Source organism: Citricoccus muralis, assembly GCF_029637705.1.
Lineage (GTDB): Bacteria > Actinomycetota > Actinomycetes > Actinomycetales > Micrococcaceae > CmP2.
In genome coordinates this window covers 350,153-370,090 of record NZ_CP121252.1, presented here as the reverse complement: position 1 = coordinate 370,090, position 19,938 = coordinate 350,153, and the positions used below count along the sequence as shown (strand labels likewise).

The 19,938-nt window shown below is 67.6% G+C and carries 18 protein-coding genes and 1 riboswitch; of the genes, 8 read left to right on the top strand and 10 right to left on the bottom strand.

What is annotated here, in order from left to right:
• The first annotated feature begins 105 nt into the window (after positions 1-105).
• Positions 106-1,719, top strand: a complete 1,614-nt coding sequence (locus tag P8192_RS01645; protein ID WP_278157971.1) for an NlpC/P60 family protein — start codon at positions 106-108, stop codon at positions 1,717-1,719.
• 457 nt (positions 1,720-2,176) lie between these two features.
• Entirely contained in the window at positions 2,177-3,904 is a 1,728-nt protein-coding gene (locus P8192_RS01640; RefSeq protein ID WP_278157969.1) for an HNH endonuclease signature motif containing protein, read from the top strand.
• A 58-nt stretch (positions 3,905-3,962) separates the two neighbouring features.
• On the opposite strand, the gene P8192_RS01635 is transcribed toward P8192_RS01640, so the two are convergent.
• The 4 genes from P8192_RS01635 to P8192_RS01620 all read right to left on the bottom strand — a co-directional run bounded on the left by P8192_RS01635 (position 3,963) and on the right by P8192_RS01620 (position 6,822).
• Complete coding sequence (locus tag P8192_RS01635) at positions 3,963-4,955, bottom strand: universal stress protein (protein ID WP_347403419.1); 993 nt, start codon at positions 4,953-4,955, stop codon at positions 3,963-3,965.
• A gap of 69 nt (positions 4,956-5,024) precedes the next feature.
• On the bottom strand, positions 5,025-5,852 hold the full coding sequence (locus P8192_RS01630; protein WP_278157967.1) for a spermidine synthase: 828 nt from the start codon (positions 5,850-5,852) through the stop codon (positions 5,025-5,027).
• Positions 5,846-6,463: a GNAT family N-acetyltransferase gene (locus tag P8192_RS01625; RefSeq protein ID WP_278157966.1), complete on the bottom strand. Its 618-nt coding sequence runs from the start codon at positions 6,461-6,463 to the stop codon at positions 5,846-5,848. The genes P8192_RS01630 and P8192_RS01625 overlap by 7 nt, the downstream gene beginning before the upstream one ends.
• A gap of 11 nt (positions 6,464-6,474) precedes the next feature.
• Positions 6,475-6,822, bottom strand: a complete 348-nt coding sequence (locus tag P8192_RS01620; RefSeq protein WP_278157964.1) for a thiamine-binding protein — start codon at positions 6,820-6,822, stop codon at positions 6,475-6,477.
• 71 nt (positions 6,823-6,893) lie between these two features.
• Between P8192_RS01620 and pta the strand changes: the two genes are divergently transcribed.
• Positions 6,894-8,963: a phosphate acetyltransferase gene (gene pta, locus P8192_RS01615; RefSeq protein WP_278157962.1), complete on the top strand. Its 2,070-nt coding sequence runs from the start codon at positions 6,894-6,896 to the stop codon at positions 8,961-8,963.
• A gap of 45 nt (positions 8,964-9,008) precedes the next feature.
• Here pta and P8192_RS01610 read toward each other — a convergent pair whose 3' ends face one another.
• The 3 genes from P8192_RS01610 to P8192_RS01600 all read right to left on the bottom strand — a co-directional run bounded on the left by P8192_RS01610 (position 9,009) and on the right by P8192_RS01600 (position 11,416).
• On the bottom strand, positions 9,009-10,034 hold the full coding sequence (locus P8192_RS01610; RefSeq protein WP_278157961.1) for a universal stress protein: 1,026 nt from the start codon (positions 10,032-10,034) through the stop codon (positions 9,009-9,011).
• A gap of 84 nt (positions 10,035-10,118) precedes the next feature.
• Positions 10,119-10,859, bottom strand: coding sequence for an anti-sigma factor domain-containing protein (locus P8192_RS01605; protein ID WP_278157959.1), 741 nt, complete (start codon positions 10,857-10,859; stop codon positions 10,119-10,121).
• Complete coding sequence (locus tag P8192_RS01600; protein WP_278157956.1) at positions 10,856-11,416, bottom strand: sigma-70 family RNA polymerase sigma factor; 561 nt, start codon at positions 11,414-11,416, stop codon at positions 10,856-10,858. The genes P8192_RS01605 and P8192_RS01600 overlap by 4 nt, the downstream gene beginning before the upstream one ends.
• Positions 11,417-11,599: 183 nt before the next feature.
• Here P8192_RS01600 and P8192_RS01595 point away from each other — a divergent pair, with 183 nt between their 5' ends.
• Positions 11,600-12,076 carry a DUF3817 domain-containing protein gene (locus P8192_RS01595; RefSeq protein WP_278157955.1) on the top strand — a complete coding sequence of 159 codons (477 nt, stop codon included), beginning with the start codon at positions 11,600-11,602 and terminating at the stop codon, positions 12,074-12,076.
• Here the strand turns inward: P8192_RS01595 and P8192_RS01590 are convergent.
• On the bottom strand, positions 12,019-13,452 hold the full coding sequence (locus tag P8192_RS01590) for an MFS transporter (RefSeq protein ID WP_278157954.1): 1,434 nt from the start codon (positions 13,450-13,452) through the stop codon (positions 12,019-12,021). The two genes, P8192_RS01595 and P8192_RS01590, sit on opposite strands and share 58 nt — an antisense overlap.
• Positions 13,443-13,535, bottom strand: a riboswitch (TPP riboswitch). (Overlaps the previous gene by 10 nt.)
• 89 nt (positions 13,536-13,624) lie before the next feature.
• Between P8192_RS01590 and P8192_RS01585 the strand changes: the two genes are divergently transcribed.
• From P8192_RS01585 to P8192_RS01570, 4 genes are all read left to right on the top strand, one after another.
• Entirely contained in the window at positions 13,625-14,779 is a 1,155-nt protein-coding gene (locus P8192_RS01585) for an acetate/propionate family kinase (protein ID WP_278157953.1), read from the top strand.
• Positions 14,780-14,908: 129 nt separating this feature from the next.
• Positions 14,909-16,216, top strand: coding sequence for a DUF445 domain-containing protein (locus P8192_RS01580; protein WP_278157952.1), 1,308 nt, complete (start codon positions 14,909-14,911; stop codon positions 16,214-16,216).
• A gap of 105 nt (positions 16,217-16,321) precedes the next feature.
• Positions 16,322-17,029, top strand: a complete 708-nt coding sequence (locus P8192_RS01575) for an Ltp family lipoprotein (RefSeq protein WP_278157951.1) — start codon at positions 16,322-16,324, stop codon at positions 17,027-17,029.
• A gap of 98 nt (positions 17,030-17,127) precedes the next feature.
• Positions 17,128-17,892, top strand: a complete 765-nt coding sequence (locus P8192_RS01570; protein ID WP_278157950.1) for an IclR family transcriptional regulator — start codon at positions 17,128-17,130, stop codon at positions 17,890-17,892.
• Positions 17,893-17,924: 32 nt separating this feature from the next.
• Here the strand turns inward: P8192_RS01570 and P8192_RS01565 are convergent, their stop codons facing one another.
• On the bottom strand, positions 17,925-18,671 hold the full coding sequence (locus P8192_RS01565; RefSeq protein ID WP_278157948.1) for an SDR family NAD(P)-dependent oxidoreductase: 747 nt from the start codon (positions 18,669-18,671) through the stop codon (positions 17,925-17,927).
• A complete protein-coding gene (locus P8192_RS01560) occupies positions 18,668-19,747 on the bottom strand; it encodes a Gfo/Idh/MocA family oxidoreductase (protein WP_278157946.1) in 1,080 nt (359 codons plus the stop codon). The genes P8192_RS01565 and P8192_RS01560 overlap by 4 nt, the downstream gene beginning before the upstream one ends.
• Between the last annotated feature and the right edge of the window lie 191 nt (positions 19,748-19,938).

The window sequence follows — 19,938 nt, the reverse complement described above, 5'->3', positions numbered from 1 at the left end:
CTTCTCTTCACCTAAACGTGACGATCATGTGACGGCCCACCACCGCTGGTGATCCGGCCAGCACATCACTCACCCTCGAGCTCCGCAGTGAGAGGAACAACCGCTGTGAAAACTCGCCGCGTTGCAGGTGTTACCGCCGCCGTCGCCATCGTGACCGTGGGCGCCGTCACCGCTGCCGCCATGCCGAACCTGTTCCAGTCCGTGAGCTCCAGCCAGCAGGCCGAAGACAAGACGGTGACCGAGCGCGCAACGATCCCGGCGAAGAACAAGGTCGCCGAGGCCAAAGCGGATGACGCCTCCCGCGACGAGATGGCGGGCAAACTCTACGCCGCCATCCAGCAGACCACCCGCCGTGCGCTGGAGATCGAGGCCAACGCCCAGCAGGCCAATGAGGACGCCCGCGTGGCCGCCGAAGCCGTGGCCCAGGCACGCACCACCGCCGAATCCGCACGCGATCACGCAACCGCCGCATCCGAATCCGCAGCGAGCGCCGATGAGGCCGCCGGCAACACCGCCGCCGATATGTACCGCAACGGCGGGGCCACCGTCACCGACGTGATGTTCGGCGACGAGGACACGCTCTCCCGCGCCGCGACCGCCGATCAGATCGCCAACACCCAGGCCCAGACCGCGGAGGACACCGCCCGCCAGGCAGCCGAAGCCGAAGCATTGGCCGCCGAAGCCGAGCGCGCTGAGGCTGCCGAAGCAGAAGCGGCCCGCATCGAGGCCGAGCGTCAGGCGGAACTGCGCCGTCAGGCCGAGGCCGCCGAGCAGGCCCGCTTGGAGGCAGAGGCCGACCGAGCACAGCTGGTTGGCCTGTATGCAGAGCTGCACGATATTTCCGACGCCGAGGCCGAAGAGCGCGTTTCCGCCATCGAGGCATCGGACCTGGAGCAGGCACTGCAGGCAGCCATTGCCGACTCTGATGCTCGCGCCGCCGAAGAAGCCGTCAGCCCCTCACCGTCAAGCACCGAAGCCGCAGAGGCCCAGGAGCCGACCCCCACACCGACCCAGACTCCTACGCCTTCCGAGACGCCGAGCGCAACGGCCTCCGAGACCGCCACGGCCTCCCCCAGCTCATCGGCATCGCCGTCCGCATCTGCTAGCGCTTCGGCTTCGGCTTCCCCGAGCGCTTCTGCCACTCCGAGCGCCACGGCCACCCCGACCCCGTCAGCCAGCGCTTCGGCGTCGCCGTCAGCCACGCGCACCGCCACCCCCACGCCAACGCGCACTGCAACTCCGACGCCAACTCGGACCGCCACCCCTACGCCGACGCGCACTGCAACCCCTACGCCGACCCCGACGAAGACCCAGCAGGTCCAGACGGCGTCGAACTCCGGATGGGCAGGCACCGCCATCAACTGGGCCGTCAACAAGGCCAACCAGCCGGGCACTTACTACACCTGGGGCGGCAACGGCCCGTCCGGCTATGACTGCTCCGGGTTCACCCTGGGAGCCTTCCAGGCCGCCGGCAAGTCCCTGCCGCGCACCTCGACCACCCAGTTCCAGGCCGCCAAGCAGTATGTGCCGCTGAGCCAGCTGCAGCCCGGCGACCTGGTGTTCTGGAGCTCCAACGGCGGCTCCTCCATGTACCACGTCGCGCTGTACATCGGGAACGGCCAGATCGCGCACGCACGTAACCCCCAGATGGGCGTTTCCGTGACAGCGCTGAACTACGGCGGCATGGTGAACGTCCATCCCTACGCAGGTCGCTACTGACCGCGCCATCATCTACCCTCGGGAATCCGGGGTCCGGGGAAGTTCTCCGGATTCCCGAGGGGCTATACCGAACAGAGGCGGCACCCTAACGAAGGGATACCGCCTCTGTTTCTTTAACTTCTCTCGCCCCTCTCCCCCGATGTCCCCCATGACCGTTTTCTCGTTTCCCGTTCCCCATCGCCCCTCTTCTCCAGACGCCGGATCTCGCTCAGAGGTCCGGCGCTATTTTTGTCTCCACCTGCGCTCTACCTTCGCTGCAGCACGTCGGGGTCGCGAGCCGCACCCTTGTGGAGGAGCCGTCTCCCGCACCAGTCCGCGAAGCAAGAAAACACGACCCCAACTTATCCCCAACCTCGATCACCACTTCCCTTTAACCGACACCGCAACTAGAATAGGAACTAGAACACACGCCCCAGAAGCCTGAGGGACTCAGACCGCAGGAAGGGGGAGCCAGGCCATGACCACCACCGCATCGCCTTCCCTTTCTGCCTTGCCTGAACTCCTTGAATCCCTCGACGACCTTTCCACCGCCGACCTGACCACCCTGCTTGAACAGGGCCTCACCACCCTGAGCCGGCGCGTCTCTGCGGCCCATGCCCATGACGAGTTCAGCCTCTACCACCGGGAAGAACCCGACACCCGCCACGACTGGGGCACCTCGTTCCTGCCCAACGAGAAAGGCCACTACACCACCGGCGGCAAGAACAATGAGGACGCCATCGTCTGCGATGACCCGGCCGGGTCGTTGCCCAGCATCATTGCCCAGGCCGCTACTCTGGGCCGACTGTGTGAGAACGTGGAAACCGCGTTGGCCGGGATTGTCGGGCGGATCTTCCCCCTGCACGAACAACGCCTCGAACTCCTCGGGTTACCCACCGGGCGGGTCGTACACAAAAACGCCGCCGACTACCTGCGGTCCCTCACCATGGTCGGATTCGGGGTCGCCCGACGTCGGATCCACACCGCAAACGCCATCCACCCCGATACCACCCTGGCCAGCCTCACCGACGCCGCTGGCACCACCGCCGAACCCCCGCTACCCGAAGTCCACGACGCCGCCGTCGACGGAGACATCACCCCACGAGCCACCCAGGCCATCATCGACGCCCTGAACGCGGTGGATGAAGAAGCCCGTTCCGTGAGCACTGACCCCCACGACGTCGAGCAACTGATCACTGAGGGGGAGAAAACCCTGGTCGACCAGGCCCGTACCTTTGATGACAACGCCTTCACTGCCTATGCGGCCGGGTGGAAAGAACGCACCAGCACTCGGATCAATCCCGACGGCCAAGCACCCGACGACAAAATCGCCGAAAAGAAGCGGGGACTACGTCGCATCGGCACTCGGGGCAAGCTCAGCATCTGGCAATGCGCCACCGACCAAGCCGGCGACGAACTCCTCTCCACCCTCGTCCACGCCATGAACAACCCCCGAGCGAAAACCGGATCCCACAGCGAAACCACGACCAGCACCTCAGAGGCTGGCACTGAAACTCATGCGGTCGATGCTGAAGGGCACCCGGTCGAGAGCCTGGATGAGCGCACCCGGGACCAGAAAGCCCACGACGCCCTCATCGGAGTCCTCACCGCCGGACTGAAAGTCCCACACAACAAACTCCCCGACCAAGGCGGCACCCGGCCTCAGATGCTGGTCACCATCGACCTGCCCTTACTGCTACGCATGATGCACCAGGGCGGTATCGCGCCGAAAAACTTCAACCCAGCCTGGCTTACTGATGGGACCCTGCCAGGGTTCCAACTCAGCCAGGGCTCCTACACCGGCCCGATCAACCCGACCACGATCAGACACCTCCTCTGCGAAGCCGAAATCCTGCCCATCGTCCTCGGCGGGGCAGGACAAGTGTTAGATGTCGGCACCAGCGAACGGTTCTTCGATAAACACCTACGCAAAGCACTCGTCGCCCGCGACGGCGGCTGCGCCGCCCCAGGATGTACCGCGCCAGCACCGTGGTGCGAGGCCCACCACATCGACCCAGCCCGCAACCACGGCCCCACCTCCACCGCCAACGGGGTACTCCTGTGTCACCATGATCACCGGTTAGCCGACCGAGGCGACTGGGACATCCACATCATCGATGACGTGCCCTGGTTCACCGCACCCCCGTATATCGACCCCGACCAAGTACCGAGGCGGAACACCTACTGGCGACCCCAACGGGAGTAGGCCAGCGCGCAAAGAACGGGGAAGTCAACACTCAAGTAGAACGAGGCAACCGTCCTACTTAGCCGTCGAACATCGGGCCGTACTCCGGCCGGGATTCCAGGCGCTTGTCCTTCGTGAACGGCACCACCATCACCGGGCCCTTGGCGTGGGCGATGATGCCCTGCGACGTCGAACCCAGCAGGGCGCCAGCGAAACCGCCGCGGCCCCGAGTGCCTACCACGGTGAGGCGGGCGTATTCGGATTCGGCCACCATCACGTCCACCGGCACGCCGTCGATCACCTCGCCGGTGACGTTCAGGTCCGGCACCTGAGCCTTTAGCCAGGCCACCCCGGCGTCCATCTTCTCCTGCAGTTCATCCACCAGCGCGCGCTCGTCCACGGTGGACGGGAGCCACTCGACGGCCGACGACACGGGCGCCATGGCACACACCAACCGCAGGTCGGCCCCGCGGCACCGGGCCTCCTCAGCGGCGCGCAGGATGGCCAGTCGACCGCGCTCACCGCCGTCGGAACCCACCACCACAGGGGCGTTATCCCCGGCGCGAGACTCTTCGGCCCCCAGGGGCACGAGCACCACCGGGCAGGAGGCATTCGACGGCAGGCTGCGCGACACCGAACCCACCAGCAACCCCATGAAACCGCCGCGCCCACGGGACCCGGCCACCAGCAGGTGCGCCTGGGAGGAGTAGTCGGTGAGCACGGTAGCGGGGTCGCCGAGTTCGACACGGGTGCGGATTTCGACGTCGGTGGGACCGAGCTGCTCCACGGTGGCCGCCAGAATCTGCTGGGCACCTTCGGCCAGGGCGGAATCCTCCATGGAACCGTAGCCGGCGTCGAGCGCCACCGACGGGAAGATCGGCAGGGTGTAGGCCGAGACGAGCGTCAGCGGCAGATCGCGCCGCGTCGCTTCGCGCAGCGCCCAGACGGCGGCGGCCAGCGAGCGCTTGGACCCGTCCACCCCGACGACGACGCCGTGGGTTTGAGCGTGGCGGCGGGTGCGTTCCGCCTCGTTCTCGACGCGACGGGCGGGATCATGGAACATGCCGGTCATCTCAACCTCCCTGTACGGTGGGAACGAGGTGGCCCGCCCTGTGGCGGTGGGGCTGCCCCGTCCTGGTGGTCACAGTCTAGTGCGCCCCGGGCTCGGCGGGGAGACGTGGCGAAGTTGGGCCGGAACCGGGTCCGAGAGTAGCGCCCGGGTAAGCGCCGGTTCCCCGCCCAGGGCGGTGGAGGTGAGCGGCGCCTGGCTGCAGGCGAAGATGACGTTGCCGCGGCGGCGCCCCTTGAACATGGCGGGGTCGGCGATCGCCATGACGTGGGCAAACACCTCCGCCAGCGCGGCCTGCTCCACCAGGGCGTCGGCCATGCCGGGCCCGCCACCGTAGTTCACCAGGTACACCCCGTGGGCGCCGAGCTGCCGGGCCGCGTGCTCTGCGGGTTCGACCCCGGTGAGATGAGCGGGGGTGGTGGGGCGGCCGGCGTCGTCGTCGGCAAACACGTCGCGGATGATGACGTCGCGGGTGTCGGGGTAGCCGGCGGCGAGCACCTCACCGGCCTCGGCCACACGGATTTTCAGGGCCGGGGCGCGGGGGAGGCCGAAACGGTCGCGGGCCAGGGCGGCCAGACCGGCGTCATACTCGACGGCGACTTGGTGGGCTTTCGGGTACAGGGCGGTGACCCAGCGGGCCAGGGTGCAGCCGGCCGCCCCCAGGTGCAGGACCTTCAGGGCGGTGTCCGTGGTGAAGCGGTGCTCGATGACAGCGGCGATCCACCGCATGTACTCGAATCCGAGCACGGTGGGCTGATCGGGGTTCAGCTGCGAGGATTCAGCGCCGTTGAGGGTGAGCAACCAGCACCCCGGGGTGAAGGGATCCTCGCTGATCTCGGCGGTGCCGGCGTCGATCGGGTACAGCCCGGGGACGATGTTGACCGGGGAATGCTTCACCATGAGCGGTCCCCGCGGCGCACCATGCGGATTTCGCGCAATCCAGCCCAGGGCCCGGTCATCTCGGTGGGTTCACCGACCTGTTCGAATCCGTGCCGGGTGTAGAACGCGATGGCGCGCGGGTTGTTTTCCAGCACGGTGAGCACGACGTCGGGTAAGGGTGAGTCGGGTAGGGCTGGGTCGGGAGTGAGGCTCGGCGCCGCGTGGTTCAGGGCGGCGCGCAGCAGAGCGTCGGCCACCCCGGTGCCCTGGGCCTCCGCCAACACGTACAGGGTGGTCAGCTGGGCTGGTCCCGGCGCGCCTGATTCGCCCAGCTCGCCAGTCTCGCCCGGATCGAGCGAGGCCATTCCGACCACGCGATCGGTGAGGTCTTCGGCCAGCCACATCCCGGTGCCGCGGTGCTGCAGCCCGGCCCAATGCTCGACCTGCTGTTCGAGGGTGGCCTCGGCGCGGTCGAAAAATTCGGCGTCGCGCAGCTCACCGTAGGCCTCGCGCCAACTGGCCAGCTTCATCGCCAGCACGGCGGGTAGATCCGCGGGGTCGGCCGCACGCACGTAGTACCGGGACTCCCCCGGGGTGCGCGGCTCACCGCGGCGTCGGCGTCCGAACCTCACAGACCGGAACGTCACGGCCGCTCGGCCAGGGCTTGTTCCACCCGGGCAATCTTGTGCTCGATCTCACCGGTGCGACCGGGGCGAATGTCGGCCTTCAGCACCAGGGAAATCCGGGCGCCATAGGGGGCGACGGCGTCGACAGCGTTCTTCACCACCGCCATCACCTCGTCCCACTCCCCCTCGATCTCGGTGAACATCGAGGACGTGCGGTGGTCCAGCCCGGAGCCGCGCACCACCTCGACGGCCGCGGCCACCGCGTGGCTCACCGACCCCTCGGCGGTGCCGTCGGCAGAACCGGAGGCAGCATCGGGGCCCGCGGAGCCCTGGCCGGACACAGAAACAGAGAATGCAACGATCATTCCCCCAGTGTGCCTGATCGGGTGTCCCCAGTAACACCGTCGAGCCCCGGGTGACACCTATAGTGGAACGCATGGGTCAGGGAATCTTCGTTGCCACCACCACCGCCGGGGCCGGAAAGTCGCTGGTCAGCCTCGGATTGGCGGACTCGCTGTACAAACGCTCCGGATCGATCGGCTACTTCCGGCCCGTGGTGCCCGGAGACGACGTCGACAGTGACCCGATGGTGCTGCTGATGCGCGAGCAGTTTCGGCTCAGCGCGGAGCTGGCCCGCGGTGGGATGACCGCCGCCGGGGCGCGTTCCCTGATGACGGCGGGGCGGCACGAGGAGATCCAGGAACGCAGCGTCGCCCTGTACGAACAGATCAGTGCCGCATGCGACGTCGTCGTGGTGGAGGGAACCGACCTGGTGACCGCCGAATCTGCGGCTGAAGTGGAGCTGAATGCGGAGCTGGCACGGAATCTGAACGCCGCGGTGGTGGCGGTGGTGCCCGCGGTTGGACTCGACCCGGCTGAGACTGCTGACGCGGTAGACCTGACCCGGCACACCCTCGACGACGCCGGGGTGGACCTGCTCTCCGTGATCGTCAACCGCGCCGATCCGGCCCGGATCGAGGAGATCTCGCAGGCGATCCGCCCGGGCAAGCACCGCCGCACCGTCTACGTGCTCCCCGAGCTGGCCGAGCTGAGCCTGCCCTCGGTGGCGGAAATTGCGGACGCACTGAAACTGCAGCAGGTGGCCGGTTCCGAGCACCTGGACCGCGATGTCTCCGAGGTGAAAGCCGTGTCGATGGAGGGCGGAAACTTCCTGCAGATCCTGCAGGAGGGGGCGCTGGTGATCGTGTCCGGTGACCGCTCGGATGCGGTGCTGGCCACGGTAGCGTCGTCGCTGACGCCGGAGTTCCCGGTGCCGGCGGGCATGATTCTCACCAACGGGATCGAGCCGAACCTGCACATTCAGCGGCTGTACGCCCACGCCCCATTCCCGGTGTTCATCTCGTTTGCGGACACGTTTGGCACCGCCCAGCAGGTGGCATCGGTGCGCTCGGAGCTCTCCTCCGCACAGCCCCGTAAAACCGCCGCCGCACTGGGGGCCTGGCATCAGCGGGTGAACGCCGATGAGCTGCTCAGCCGGATCGAGCTGAGCCGACCCACCCGGGTGACCCCGTTGCGGTTCCTGCACCAGCTGATCTCCCGAGCAGGGGCGGATCGGAAACGGATTGTGCTGCCCGAGGGCGAGGACCCTCGGATTCTGCGCGCCGCGGAGATCTTGCGCCGTCGTGACGTGTGTGAGCTGGTGGTGCTCGGTGACCTGGCGCGGGTGCGGGAGATCGCCGCTCAGGAGGGTGTGGACCTGACCGGGCTCGAGCTGGTGGATCCGGCCGACGCCGTGGACCGCGAGCGCTACGCCGAGGAGTATGCCCGGTTGCGCGCCCACCGCGGGGTGGACCTGGAACGGGCACGCGAGGTGATGGTCGAGGGTGCGTATTTCGGCACGATGATGGTGCAGCTCGGCGACGTCGACGGCATGGTGTCGGGGGCGGCGCACACGACGGCGAACACGATCCGCCCGGCGCTGGAGTTCGTCAAGACCCGCCCCGGGGTATCGATCGTCTCCTCCGTCTTCTTCATGCTGTTGCCGGACCGGGCGCTGGTGTACGGCGACTGCGCGGTGAACCCGGATCCGAATGCGGAACAACTGGCGGATATTGCGTACGCGTCGTCACTGACGGCCGCCCAGTTCGGCGTCGACCCGCGGGTGGCGATGCTGTCGTACTCGACGGGCGCCTCCGGATCGGGCGAGGCGGTAGACAAGGTGCGCGAGGCCACCGAGCTGGTGCGCACTCAGCACCCGGAGCTGAAGGTGGACGGGCCGCTGCAGTACGACGCCGCGGTGTCTGCTTCGGTGGCCGCGTCGAAGATGCCGGGGTCGGAGGTGGCCGGGCAGGCCACGGTGTTCATTTTCCCGGACCTCAACACCGGCAACAACACCTATAAGGCGGTGCAGCAGTCCTCAGGCGCGGTGGCGGTGGGCCCGGTGTTGCAGGGGTTGAACAAGCCCGTCAACGACCTGTCCCGAGGCTGCACGGTGGACGACATCGTGAACACGGTCGCGATCACCGCCATTCAGGCACAGGGCTGAACAGGGCTGAACAAGGGTGAACTAGCTGGGCTGGGCTGACCCGGCTCAGTTCTCCCGGGTGTGCGGGACCACCAGCACCGGTGCATCGGTGCGGTTGAGTAGCGACTGACTCACGGAACCCAGCAGCAGTCCGGCGAATCCGCCGCGGCCGCGGGTGCCCACCACGACGAGCGGCGCGGTGGCCGAGGCGGCTCCCAGGGCGGTGGCGGGGGCGGCGTCGAAGAACCGCCAACGCACCGGAACCGAGGTTTTCTCGGCCACCTTGCCCGCGATCAGGGCGAGCCGGTCGGCGAAATCGCGGCGCATCTGGGGCACCTGCGCCCCGTAGATGGGTGACACCGGACCCCACGCCGTGGCGGAGAACCGATGCGCGGCCACCAGGGTGAGAGTGTGGCCCAGCTGCTGGGCGTACTCCGCGGCCACCAGGGCCAGGGTGATCGGTTCGGCCTGCAGGTCAGTCCCGACCACTACGCTGCCGGAGAAGTCCAGCATCTTCTCGACGTCGTCGCCGGCATCCGCGGAGGCGTGGGCGCCGCGGGCCAGTCCGTCTCCGCGCTCGGCCGCGGCTGCATCGAGTGCGGCTTTCAGATCTTCGCTGAGCGGGTCTGCCGCCGAACTGGGCTCTGCGTCGTCGTGGGGTCCAGTGTGTCCCGGGATCACCAGGGTGGGGCACTGCCCGTGGGCGGCCACCGAGGAGGACACGCTTCCCATGAACCGGCCCGAAATCCGGCCGCGACCGCGCTGACCCACCACGGTGAGATCGGCGGTGGCGGAGGCTTCGATCAGGGCCTTGGCAGCATCGCCCTCCACCACGGTGGTGGTGACCCGGCGTTCTTCGTCCTCGCTGAGCCCGGCCGAGGCGACCGTCTCATCGAGGGCGGCCCGGGCCAGGGTACGGGCGTCTCCGGCCCGGGAGGCCGAGGCGGCCGCGGGGGTGTACCCGTAGCCGGGCTCAGTGTAGGCGGCGACCGCTTCCAGGGCGGCGTTGCGGCCCCGGGCCAGGGTCAGGGCATGGTCGAAGGCGTGCAGACTGTTCTCGGATCCGTCAATTCCCACCACAATGTGTCCCATGTCACCAGTCTACTCGCCGGGGCGGTTTCGGCCAGGGGTGGTCAGGGCTCGCCGGGGCTGGGCTGATCAGGGTGTTGCTGGGGCTTAGCTGGACTGCGTCTCGACGGCGAGGATCGGATCGGTGGTGGGCTGCTCCGAACCGCCTGCGGGCTCCACCGTCAGCGCCACGACCGCACCGGCCGGCACGCCGTCCAGCGGCATGAGCACGCGCCCGTCGTGAATCTCCACCAGACCGTGCGAGGCCGGGGCGTCGTCGCCGTCGATGGTCCACAATTGGTAGGCGCGCTCCTCGCCGGGGCTGGGGACGCTGCGCCCGGTGAGCACCCCGGTGCCGTCGGGACCCAGGGCGATCTCGAGGGTGCCCTGCTCGGGCAGCTCGGCGGTCAAATGCTGGGCGGCCGGGTCCTGCAGCACCTGCTCGACGGCGGTGTATTGGTCCTGGTCGGTGATGGCATCCTGGTTCAGCGCGGTGATCCCCCACCAGCCGCCGATCGCTAGGCACACCGCAGCGGCGGCGGCCAGCGCCCAGGCCCAGCGGCGCGACGGCTGTTCTGGCTGTTCTGGCTCAGCGCTGATCGCCCCCAGCACCGATTCGCGCAGGGATGCCGGTGGCTCCACGGCCGCGGAGACGGCGAGCCGATCGGTGACCCGGTGCAGCTCATCGGCCTCGGCCCGCAGTTGCGGGTCCCGGGCCAGCACCCGTTCCACCAGGGCGCGCTCCTCGGGGTCGACGGCGTCCACCGCCCAGACGCCCAGCAGCTCGGCGGCGCGGTCGCGTTCGTCGCGGTCGAGCTGTTCGTCGCGTGCGTCGTCGCGGTCGGTCATCGTCTCACCCCCAAACAGGCAGCCAATCGTTTCAATGCGGTGCGGATGCGGGACTTCACGGTGCCCTCGGGAGTACCGGACTCCTGGGCCACCTCACGGTAGCTGCGCCCCTGATAGTAGGCCAGCTGCACGGCCTCGCGCTCGGGTGTGCTGAGCCCCTCGAGGCAGCGGCGCACCGCGGCGGCGTCGTCGCCCATCACCACCATCTCCTCCACCTCCGCAGCCACGGGTACCGCACTGCGGACACCCTCGGCATGATCCCGACGCCGTTGAGACTGCACGGATCTCACGACGTCGACGGCGCGCCGGTGGCTCATCGTCGACGCCCAGCCCAGCACGGAGCCGCGCGCTGGGTCGAACCGATCGGCGGTGCGCCACACGGTGAGCAACACCTCCTGTGCGGTCTCTTCGGCCAGGCTGCGATCGCGCAACACGCGCAGCGCCACACCGAACACCACGGGGGCAAGATGATCGTAGAGCGCCCGAAAAGCGTCCTGGTTGCCCTCGGCGCACTGCGCCAACAGCTCCCGGAGTCGCTCGTTCACGGGTTCGCTCATCCTCTCAGCCTAGTGCAGGCCACCACCGGTGCTGTCACCAGGGGTTCGGAGCCGCGGCGGAATCGGATGAGTTCTGGCCCTACGCGAACACGGTCGGCTCGATGCCGGTGGTCACCCGCCCGGACCGTAGACTGCCAGGGACGTCGCCGCACCGCACCGCCGCCGCACCCGATGAGGAGTCCCGTGTTTCGCACGCCGCACACCCTGTTCCGCACCCTAGCCATCGCCGAGGCCGGCTCCTGGACCTTGCTGATCGCGGGGCTGATTCTGCGCGCGAGCCTGGGCTGGGACCTCGCGGTCACCCTCGGCGGCGGCATTCACGGATTCGTGTTCCTCTCCTACGCGACCACCGCCGTGCTGGTGTCGAAAAACCAGCGGTGGAGCCCGAAAGCAGCGGCCCTGGCGATCGGCAGCGCCGTCGTCCCCTACGCCACGGTGCCCGTGGAACGGTGGTTGACCCGACGCGGACTGCTCGACGGCGCCTGGCGGCGCACCGCCACCGATGACCCGCGTGACCGCAGCTGGCACGACCGGCTGATGCGCGTCGTCCTCACCCACCCGGTGCTCAGCGGTGTGGTGGCCCTGGCCGCGGTGGTGGTGGTCTACGTGGTGCTGCTGATGCTGGGCTCACCCCTGGACGCCATCCGCGGCGAAGGCTGAGCAGCCGGTCCAGCCAGTCCAGCACTGCGATAGGCGACGGCATCGAGATCGTCGTCCAGCTCGCCCGGTCCCAGCCGCGGCCCGAGTGCGGCACCGATCATCAGCAACACCCCGCCCAGACTCAACAGCGCCATCACCGATCCGTGGCGGCCCAGCAGCGGCTCCAGCCAGGGCAGATAAAACGGGTACAGCGCCGGCAGCACCAGCGAGAGACTGTAGCCGGCACCGTACCCGGTGGAGCGCACCGCAGTGGGGAACCGCTCGGACAAATACGCAGCCACCGGCCCATACGCCGACACGGTGACCACCTGCAGCACGGCCGCCCCGGCCGCCGCCATTTCCCACGATGCAGCGTGCACGGTGAGCCACCACAGTCCCGGCCCGACCACGGCTGCCACCGCGCCCCAGCACAGGAACAGGGTGCGCCGACCCACCCCAGTGGAGAGGTGCCCGGCCACCGCCATCACGATCGCCTGCGCCACCGAGGCCAGCCCCATCACCACGGGCACCGCCGTCGGGTTCAGCCCCGAATCGGTAGACAATCGCTCCGTGAGCAACAGCACCGTGGTGTTGGTGAGCAGCCAGAGCCCGGTCATCATCGCGAACACCTGCCAAAAAGCACCCGCCCACCGGCCCATCAGCAGCGCCCGCATCCCGGTTCTCCCGGCGTTCGGCGCCGCGCCCTGGTTCCCCGTCTCCGTAGCGCGCACCTGATGAGCGTGGCGGTGGAACACCGGGGCATCCACCACATGACGGCGGTAGTAGATCAGCATCCCGATGGACAGTCCGGCACCGATGCCGAACAGCAGCCGCCACCCCCACGCGGCGTACTGGTCCGGGCCGAGCACCGCGAGCAGCCCCGCCACCGAAAACGCAATCGTGGCCTGCGCCCAGGGCGCCATCGACAGAATCAGACCGCTCATCAGTCCGCGACGCCGCCCCGACGACCACTCCATGGCCAGCGGAATCGCGGCAGAATATTCACCCGCCACGAAAATGCCGCCGATAAACCGCAGTGCCAGAATCAGCGCCACCGTGCCCGGGCCGAGTAGCTCGTGGGTGGGCATCACCGCGATGGCGAGCGCGCAGGCTGCGGTACCGGCGATGGCGATCCGGGTGGTGCGGGTGCGGCCGAGCCGGTCGGAAATCCGACCGAAAATGATCCCGCCGAGGGGCCGGCCCAGCAGCATGGCCACCATGATCAGCGCGCCGGTGGAGGCTGCGGCCCCGGGGCCGGCGAGCACCAGCATGGCCGGGGCCAGCGCCGTCACGGGGAGAAAGACGTGGATATTGTCGATCCCATTACCCACCACCCCTGCGCGCAGGGCCGGGTGCGATAGCCCCGGGTCAGAAACGGGGTCAGAAACGGAAGTCATGCGGACATCCCTTCGCTAGTTCGAGCTAGATCAGGTTCCACGGGTGTGATCTCAGCGCCCTTCGCGCACCCCGTGTCCGCGGCCCAGTGTAGCGCAGCGCTTCCCGCCCTACACTGGTGCCAGACACCCACCCGGCCCGGCCGGTCCCGCCCGACCCCCCTCAAGGAGCGCCATGCTGATTCTCGTCATCAATTCCGGTTCGTCGTCGTTGAAATACCAGCTGCGTGAGCTCACCGACGACGGCGTCGATACGGCAGAACCGGTGGTGGCGAAGGGACTCATCGAGCGCATCGGCCAGCCCGGATCCGCTATCACCGACCACGCCCAGGCCCTCGAGCACGTCGCCGCCGAACTGGAGGACGTGCTGGACGGACGCAGCATCGACGCCGCGGGCCACCGGGTGGTGCACGGCGGCGAACGCTTCTCGGCCCCGGCCCTGGTGACGCCCGAAGTGATTCGCGCTATCGACCGGCTGGCCCCGTTGGCCCCGCTGCACAACCCTCCGGCGGCGCAGGGACTGCGCGCCCTGAGCGCCCAGTGGCCGGACCTGCCGCAGGTGGTGGTGTTCGATACCTCGTTCCACCAGACCATGCCGAGGCAGGCCTGGCAGTACGCCGTGCCCACCACGTGGTACACCGACTACGGGATCCGCCGCTACGGGTTCCACGGCACCAGCCACGACCTGGTGACCGGGCTGACCGCCGAGCACCTGAACATTTCCCGCGAGGAGTTCCGCGGGATCATCCTGCACCTGGGCAACGGTGCCTCGGCGACGGCGATCCGCGACGGGCGCTCCGTGGACACCTCCATGGGATACACGCCGCTGGCCGGGCTGGTGATGGGCACCCGATCGGGTGACCTGGACCCCTCGATCGTCGCGCACCTGTGCAGCGCGCACGGCTACACGGTGGAGGAGATCGATCGGGTGCTGAACCAGGAATCCGGGCTGCTGGGCATGACCGGGCACACGGATATGCGGCAGGTGCTGGAGGCAGCGGAGTCCGGCGACCGGGAGGCCGAGGCCGGGTTGCAGGTGGCGTCTTATCGGCTGGCGAAGTACATCGGTGGTTACCATGTGGCGGTCGACGGCGCGCAGGCGATCGTGTTTACCGCCGGCATTGGGGAGAACGCCGCACCGTTCCGCGCCCGGGTGCTGGATCGTCTCGGCGCCCTGGGCGTGGAGTACAGTGCGGAGGCGAATACGCAGCGCTCGGATGCGGTGCGTACCATTTCCACGCCGGAGTCCCGGATCCCCGTCGTCGTCGCGCCCACCGATGAGGAGCAAGCCATTGCCGCCGCCACCGTGGAGCTCGCTCTGCGCCGGTAAAAGTGAGGTAAACGTGAGGTAAAAGTGCCCTGCATCACAACATAGGGCGGAATGTCTCCATAACCGAGCCTCCGCCCGGACCCGGGGCCGTACCTACGCCCACACCCGCCCGGCCACTATCCTGGACGCATGACCCTCACCCCCGCGTCACCCGCCACGGGTTCTCCCGCGCCTGCCCTTGCCTCCGGCGCCGCCGTCACCGATGAGCAGCGCGCCGCCGCCCTGAAGCGGATGAAACTCGTCGCCACCTCGGTCCTCGTCGTCCTCGCCGTGATTTTCGTGATCGCCTTCATCTACGAGGACCGTTACCCGTGGCTGGGGTACGTGCGCGCGGGCGCGGAGGGCGGCATGGTGGGCGCCCTGGCCGACTGGTTCGCCGTCACCGCTCTGTTCCGCCACCCGATGGGCCTGCCCATCCCGCACACCGCCATCATTCCGCGGAAGAAAGACCAGCTCGGCGAGTCTTTAGGTTCGTTCTTCCAGCAGAATTTCCTGGAATCCGAGGTGATGGATGAGCGCCTCTCCAGCCTGCGCCTCGCCGAGAAGGTGGGCGGCTGGTTGTCTACCGAGGAGAACTCGACGCGGGTGGGTGCCGAGGCCGCACAGGCCGCCTCCGGGGTGCTGCGTGCGACCGACGACGACGTCGTCCAGGATGTGATCTCCACCCTGGTCCGCGATCACGTGGTGGCCCCCGAATGGTCGCCCACCCTGTCTGCGTTGCTGCAGAATGTGATCGACGCCGGCCACCACCGCCCCGCTTTCGAGCTGGCCCTGGACCGCGCCACCGACTGGGTGCGGGCCAATCAGGATCTGTTCATTTCCGCGGTGCGTTCCCGGTCCCCGCAGTGGATTCCCGACGTCGTGGACCGCAAACTCGGCGAGCGTATCCACACCGAGGCACTGAATTACCTGCGCGCGGTGAAGCGTGATGAGCACCATGAGCTACGCCGCTCCGTAGACACCTGGTTGCACGGTTTCGCCGCGGATCTGACCGACGACACCGACCTGCGCGCCAAGGTGGAGAAGCTGAAGGTCTCTCTCTTTAACGATCCGCGCCTGGCCGAGCTGGCCTCGCAGGCCTGGGCGACGGCGAAGGCTGGACTGTTGGAGCAGTTGGCCAGCCCGACCTCGGACCTGCACCACGCCCTGGTCAGCGCGATCCGCGATCTGGGCGTGCGCCTGCAGACCGACGCCCAACTGGCCGAGCGCGTCGACACCATGGTGCAACAGGCAGCACACTGGGCGGCCAACAACTACGGCCCCGTGCTGGTCGACATCATCGGCGAGACCATCCACCGCTGGGACGGCAAACAGGCCGCTCGCACCATCGAGCTCTTCGCCGGGCGCGACCTGCAGTTCATCCGCATCAATGGCTCCATCGTCGGCGCCCTGGCCGGGGTGACCATCTACACGCTGGCCCACCTACTCCTGGGGTAGCCCCGCTTATCGTGTCCATCCTCGCGGCTAGGTTGTGAGTGATCGCCGAAGCGATCACTCACTCTCTACCTCTCGCTTCCCGAGACTCGCACGAAGGATGGCATCATGTCAGGCCCCGATCTTCCCTCAACTTCTCCCCTTCCCTACCACGACGCCGAGCCCCGCCCCGCTCGCCGCTGGTTCACCAAAAAGCGGTTCCTCATTCCCGGCGGCGTGCTCGCGCTGCTGATCATCGGCGGAGTGGCCGGCGGCGGAGGCGACACGTCAGATCCGGTCGCCGCCCCGTCTGCCTCCCCTTCCCCCACTATGGAAGAAGCGGAGTTGGTCGATGAGACCCTCGCCGCCGAAGAGGCCGAAGCTTCAGCCTCCGCGGAAGCCGAGGCGTCCGCAGAAGCGGAAGCATCGCGCCAAGCCGAAGCAGAGGCCGAAGCCGAAGCATCAGCGTCTGCGGAGGCCGAGGCAGAAGTCTCCCGTCAAGCCGAAGCAGAGGTGGAAGCGGCAGCGGAGGCTGAAGCCGACGCCGGCACCGTGAGCCAGCAGAACGCACTGCGCTCCGCCGAGAACTACCTGAACGTCTTGCCCTTCTCCCGCAGCGGACTGATCGAACAGCTGGAGTTCGAAAGCTACTCCACCGCGGATGCCACCTGGGCCGTCGATCAGGTCACCGTGGATTGGAACGAGCAGGCTGCGAAATCTGCCGAAAACTACCTGGATGTCATGGGCTTTTCTCGTCAGGGACTGATCGACCAGCTCGTTTTCGAGGGGTACACCCAGGAGCAGGCGGTCTATGGGGTCAACCAGACTGGGCTCTGAGGCTTTGTCCGCTGAACTCCGGTATTATAGGAACACCCTCCTGGAACTAGGTTCCAGGAGGGTGTTTTCCCGGTAGCCGCCAACCCTAGGAGCACACCGTGAACCTTGCCCTCTCCCGATCGATGGCTGTGATCGAGCGCCTGGCTGGCGAAGCCGATGGAGTTCCACTCATGGTGCTGGCCACGGAACTGGAGCTACCGAAATCCGCGGCCCACCGCATCCTCGCGGACCTCATCGGCCTGGGCTATGTTCACCAGGACAGCGTGACGGAGCGCTACCGTCTGTCCATGAAACTGGTCTCCATCACCCAGCGCCACCTCTCTCGAGTGCCTCTGGTCGATCTGGCGCAACCATTCCTGACCCGCTTGGCCGAGCGGGCCGGTGAGTTGGCGCGCATGAGCATCCTCGACGAAGACGAACTGATCTGGATTGCTAAGGCCCAGGGCTCCAAGCACGCCCTCCGCTACGATCCCGACTCCGGCCTGACCGTACCGCTCTACTGCACGGCCAGTGGCCTGGCCCTCCTCTCCGCCCTCGACGACGAGTCCGCCCTAGCCCGTCTACGCGAGCAAGGATTGGGTGACTCCGAACAGCGCGGCCCCCAAGCGCCCACCACGGAGGCCGAGTTCATGGCATTATTGGCGCAGGCCCGCGAAAACAACTTTGCCTACACCGCAGACACCTATGAGAACGGCATCTCGGCCTTGGCGGTGCCCATCGTGGATTCCCGCGGCAGCGCCCTCGGCGTCGTCAACCTAGTGGGGCCATCCCTACGCTTCGACCGTGAGACCGCCCTCACCCACGTGGCCGATGTGCAGCGCGCCGCCCAGGAAATTTCGGCCGCCCTCAACACCACCTTGTGATGGAGCGGGCGGCGACTCCGGCTCGCGAAAATTTACGAGCCTGAGTACCGGCCGCCGGATAGATCCAGCACCTGACCGGTGGTGTAACTGCATTCCTCGGAGAGCAACCACGCAGCGAGTGCGGCAAACTCGGCGGGTTGACCGATCCGCCCAGCCGGCACCCGCGAGAGAAGCTCGGCGTTCCGTTCGGCAGAGAGATGCTGCAACAGTGGCGTCTGGAACATTGAAGGAGCCACCGCGTTAATGCACACCCCCTGTGACGCCGATTCCTTCGCGGCGGCTTTCACCAGGGCGATCACGCCGGCCTTCGAAGTGGAATACGCGGTCATGGAGGCATTCCCCTCGCGCCCCGAAATCGACGAGAGCGCCACAACTCGCCCGTAGCCAGCGCGCTTCATACTCGGCAGAACAGCGCGCAATCCGAGGAAGCACGAATCCAGGTTGATACTGAGAGTACGCCGCCAGTCCGCCGGGTCGACCTCTTCCACCGGAACTTCGGGGCCCTGCGCACCATGAGCCAGCAACAGCCCGTCGATCCGGCCGTGCTCGGCCAACACCTGCGCACAGACCCGCTCCCACTGCTCCTCGGAGGTGACGTCGAGTTCCTGGTCCGCACCCACCCGATCAGTGGCAACGACGACGGCGTTTTCCGCACGCAATCGTTCCACAGCAGCGCCGCCGAGTCCTCCTGCGGCTCCGGTCACGAGCACCACCCGGCCGCGATAACGACCCGGCCAATAAGAAGACACATCCAGACCCTGCGACGGCACCGCGGTCACGGGCGCACCTCAATCACACGCTTTTCGGACTGGGCGGTATCCACCGCAACGGTGGTGACCAGCGAACGGTAGGCATCATCTGCGGAGACGACAGGCTGGACTTCCCCGCGGGCGACCGCGATGAAGTGGTCCAGCTGGCGCACGTAGGCGTTATGATCGTCGCGCTCCACCACCTCACGGGTCAGCGGCACCTGCCAGTGGCCTTCGGCAGGGTTGCCGTTCTCGTCCACCTGGTCATAGCGGTATAGAGTCAGCGAGGGTAGCGCCAGGGCTGCCTTGGTGCCGGACAGGAAGTAGGCGTCCTCGTCCGGGGGTGTCGGGAAATAAGCACCATAACCGGAGGTCAGGTCCCAGTTCCAGGGCGATACGGCGGCATCCGAGAGGGACACCGAACCCAGCGCCCCCTGTTCGAATCGCAGCACCGCACCGGCCGTATCGGCCACCGGGTGACCTCGCTGCGCACTGCTGCCCAGCGCCACTACCTCGGTCACGTCGCCCACCAGGTAACGCAGCGCGTCCAGGTCATGGATGAGGTTGATGAGGATCGGCCCAGCGCCGGGCTGAACCCGCCAGGTGGCCTCGTAGTAGGCGTCGTTCTTCCGCCAGGTAGAGAGCAACCCGACCGAAACAATGTCACCCAGTCCCCCGTCGTCGATCAGTTTCTTTGCCGCCACGATGTCGGGAGCGTGACGACGCTGATGACCCACCAGCAGCGGCACCCCGGTGCGCTGCTGAGCCGCCACAATCTCGCGCGCAGCCTCGACGGTATCGGCAATCGGCTTTTCCAGCAGCACGGCGTGACCGTGCTCCATCACGGCGATCGCGGCCGGCGCGTGCAGCACGTTGGGCAGAGCGATGATCACCGCATCGATCTCTTCCCGCTCTAGCAGATCGTGGTAGTCGGCGTACCAGGCCAGGCCGTTCTCGCGCGCCAGCTGCTCGGCGGCGTCCGTGGGGTCGGCTAGTGCCACCATTTCGACGCGACTCTCGGCGCGTGCGTATTTCAGATGCTCGCGCCCGATCATTCCGGCCCCGAATAGAGCCAGTCGCAGCGGTCGTGTCGGTTCAGCGGTCATCGTTTCTCCTGATCTCCATGGTGATGCACCTCTCAATGGCGCGCGCACCAGCTAGTCTACAGATTATTGGAACGGAGTTCCGACTTTCTAGACTTTGGGCATCGAATTCACCTGCCGTGCGGCGAACGACGAGAGCACAGGAGCACGGCATGCACCCTGGCGGAAATCACGGACGAGGTGGGGCCACCGCG